Genomic DNA, 2781 nt, shown 5'->3' with positions numbered 1-2781 from the left:
CCTCGGTCAGAGCGATCGTCCCGGGCGGGTGGGTGTCGCCCTTCTTCGCGAGGCAGTCGGGCATGGAGATATGTACGGCCGTGCCGTCAGGGTGGTCGGTAAGAAGCAGGGCGTGGAACTGGTCGGCTGCCGCCCGGACGAAGCCGGCGTCCATGCGCAGGCTGAATGCGGGGTCTCCGGCGATGGCGACGGCCTGGTCCTCGGTCAGAGCGATCGTCCCGGGCGGGTGGGTGTCGCCCTTCTTCGCGAGGCAGTCGGGCATGGAGATATGTACGGCCGTGCCGTCAGGGTGGGTGACGGTCACCATGACGTACTGGGTGCAGGGGCCTTCGACTTGGCCGTAGGAGATCCTGACCTGTTGGCCGTGGCCGTCGCGGAAACACCGGCCGGGCGCGTTGACAGAGCCAGCGCTAGCGTCGCAGGGGTTCCCGGCCTCGGGGCTCAGGGAGACGGTGATTCTTCCGGTGCCGCGGTCATCGGTGAGGTCGGCCTCGGCCTTGGGGTATTCGCCCGAGTCCGCGGCGAAATGGCTGGCCTTCTCGGTCGGCGGCAGCGTCTTGAGCAGTACGGCCAGGAGCGCCGGACCGGTCGCGGGGACGAGCGGGCCGGTGGGGGCGGCGGTGGCCGTGGTGGTCGGCGCCGCGGTACCTGAAGCACGGTCGCCGGCGGACGGCACGGAACCGTCCCTGTCCGGGGCCGCCGCCTGCAACTGCGCTCGGCCCGTTCCCGGCACGCCACACACCAGCGCAGCCACGACGGCCACCGCCGCGGTCAACGCGGCCGCGGCGGCGACGGCCCGCCGACGGCGTACCCGCCGTCCCCGCCGGGTGGCAGCCGCGACCAGACCACCCAACGGAGGAGCAGCGAGTTCTGACAGTTCGTCGCTCAGGGTGGTGCGGAAGTCGTCCATGACGGTGGTGTCCTCTGCTGTCGCTCACGCTCCGGCCACACGAGCTCCGGCTCGCAAGCGGGGCTCTGCCCACCAAGACGGGTTAGACCCCTGGTTCCGTCGCACCCGGGGCGGAATTTTTTCGCGACGTCCCTGACCAGCGGGAACGGCGCCCCTGACCGGCCGTAGCGGGGCCGTGTCGTCGGCCGCTCGCTGTCTGCGCCATCCCTGGACCGGTCTTGCGGATCTGACGGATCGTCTGCATAGTTGCTCGCATCCCGCCGAACACACCCCGCGGGACCGGGTCCTCCATGCAAATGTCATGCGCATGACGTGAGCATTCTTCGCACCCGCTGCTCCCGGCGCTCCGAAACGTGGCAGGTCTCCACCCGCTGCCGCCCCCACCGGACGCCGCCTGCACGCCGAGCACAACCACCAACCCCCAACAACAGAAGAGGAGTTGTCTTCACATGACACGAACCAAGCGGACCTCTCACGGCCGACGCAGCCTGCGAGCCGGCCTCGCCACGACCGGCCTCGCCACGGTCCTCCTCACCGCGATGCCCGTGGCTTCGGCCTCGGCCGCCCCGATCCCGTCCGGGGACGTGATGATCGAGAGCGGCCCGTACCAGGACTATGCGCTGTGCGCCAGCCCCGCCGACAATTGGGTCTGGCTCGAGCACATCGACCCCAAGAACCCCGACCCCTTCTGCACGTGGTTTCGGTTCGGCAACCCCTCCCAGTTCATGCTGTACAACCCCGCCAAGAAGCAGGTGATGGCCTACACCGGCGGCAATGAGGGCGCTGTGGTGATGGAAAACCGCAACACCTCGCCCCTGGGTCCGAACGGCGAGCTGTGGTCATGGGGAGGACAGGAAGCGTGGGGGGCTTCCGCGCTGCAGTCCTTCTGGGACAGCGGACAGAACGTCGACGCCAAGAACGGCTTCGACCAGCCCCGCACCGACGCGGTCCACACCCGCGGCTGGCGCCACGGCCACCAGCGTGAACTGACCTGGAACGAGGTGCCCGTGAGCTGACACCTCCACCAGGTCCACGACCCACGCCGACGGCCGGACACAGCGCGCTGCTGGTCGAAGTCGACCGCTCCACGATGGGCGCCAGCCCGCGATGGAGAAGAAGCTGCGCCGCCACGCTGCGTACGCTGGCGCCTGGGTCAACTCAGCTGATCTCGGATAGGACAGCTCGGCGACAAGCGGGGGCCGGTGTGGCGGGCGGGACCGGCGCAGATTCCGTGATCACGCCATTTTGACGTTCCGCCGTCTACGTCATTCTCCTGTGGTGTACGCCATTGACTAGGGTGTCCGCCCCCGTAGGCCCCGGCCGCCGCCCGTTCCCTCAGGGCAGCGACCGGGGCCGACCAGCGTTCACAGGCTCCGCTCGTACGGCGCGCCGTCCTCCCACCCGCCAGGGAGGTCGTCTCAAGTCGTCCTCGGTGAGCACCGGGCGTCTCCTCCACGGTCCTCATCATGCGTCAGCTCGCGTTACGGGAGGCACCCCGGGCCGCTTGGCGTGGGCCGAGGTGCCGTGGCCGACAGAGGCAGGTCGAGCCGCTTTTCCATGTCGAGGCGGAAGGTGTCGGCAACGGCTCAAAACGGGCCGGTTTCGGCGGTTCAGTTGTGGGCCATCCGTAGTCTCGCTGGATGGTGTGTGTGTCAGTCGTTGTCGTCGGTGGGGACGCGTCCGAGTTCGCGTCCTCGTATGCGGTAGGACTCGCCCTTGAGTGAGTGGACCTCGGCGTGGTGGACGAGCCGGTCGATCATGGCGGCGGCGACGGTCTCGTCGCCGAAGACCTCTCCCCAGCGCCCGAAGGGCTTGTTCGAGGTGACGATCACGCTCGCTCGTTCGTATCTGTTCGAGATCAGCTGGAAGAA

Annotated in this window: 2 protein-coding genes and 1 pseudogene; 1 reads left to right on the top strand and 2 read right to left on the bottom strand. The window is 68.7% G+C overall.

Going from position 1 to position 2781, the window contains the following annotated elements; translation table 11 throughout:
• Window positions 1–910 (bottom strand): annotated as a pseudogene (locus tag ACH4E7_RS45250) (hypothetical protein); the annotation flags it as partial.
• Between the two features lie 449 nt (window positions 911–1359).
• Here ACH4E7_RS45250 and ACH4E7_RS45245 point away from each other — a divergent pair.
• Complete coding sequence (locus tag ACH4E7_RS45245) at window positions 1360–1926, top strand: hypothetical protein (RefSeq protein WP_396255071.1); 567 nt, start codon at window positions 1360–1362, stop codon at window positions 1924–1926.
• A 636-nt stretch (window positions 1927–2562) separates the two neighbouring features.
• Here ACH4E7_RS45245 and ACH4E7_RS45240 read toward each other — a convergent pair.
• A partial coding sequence (locus ACH4E7_RS45240; protein ID WP_396255070.1) for an ATP-binding protein occupies window positions 2563–2781 on the bottom strand: 219 nt, incomplete at its 5' end.

The organism is Kitasatospora sp. NPDC018058 (assembly GCF_044327205.1).
In the GTDB taxonomy this organism is placed as follows: Bacteria; Actinomycetota; Actinomycetes; order Streptomycetales; family Streptomycetaceae; genus Kitasatospora.
The sequence above is the reverse complement of the archived record's forward strand: the minus strand, read 5'-3'. Positions and strand labels throughout refer to the sequence as shown.

Bases quoted from the DNA above. Each gene is read 5' to 3' on its own strand.
- ACH4E7_RS45245 (WP_396255071.1), top strand. From the start codon at position 1,360: ATGACACGAACCAAGCGGACCTCTCACGGCCGACGCAGCCTGCGAGCC.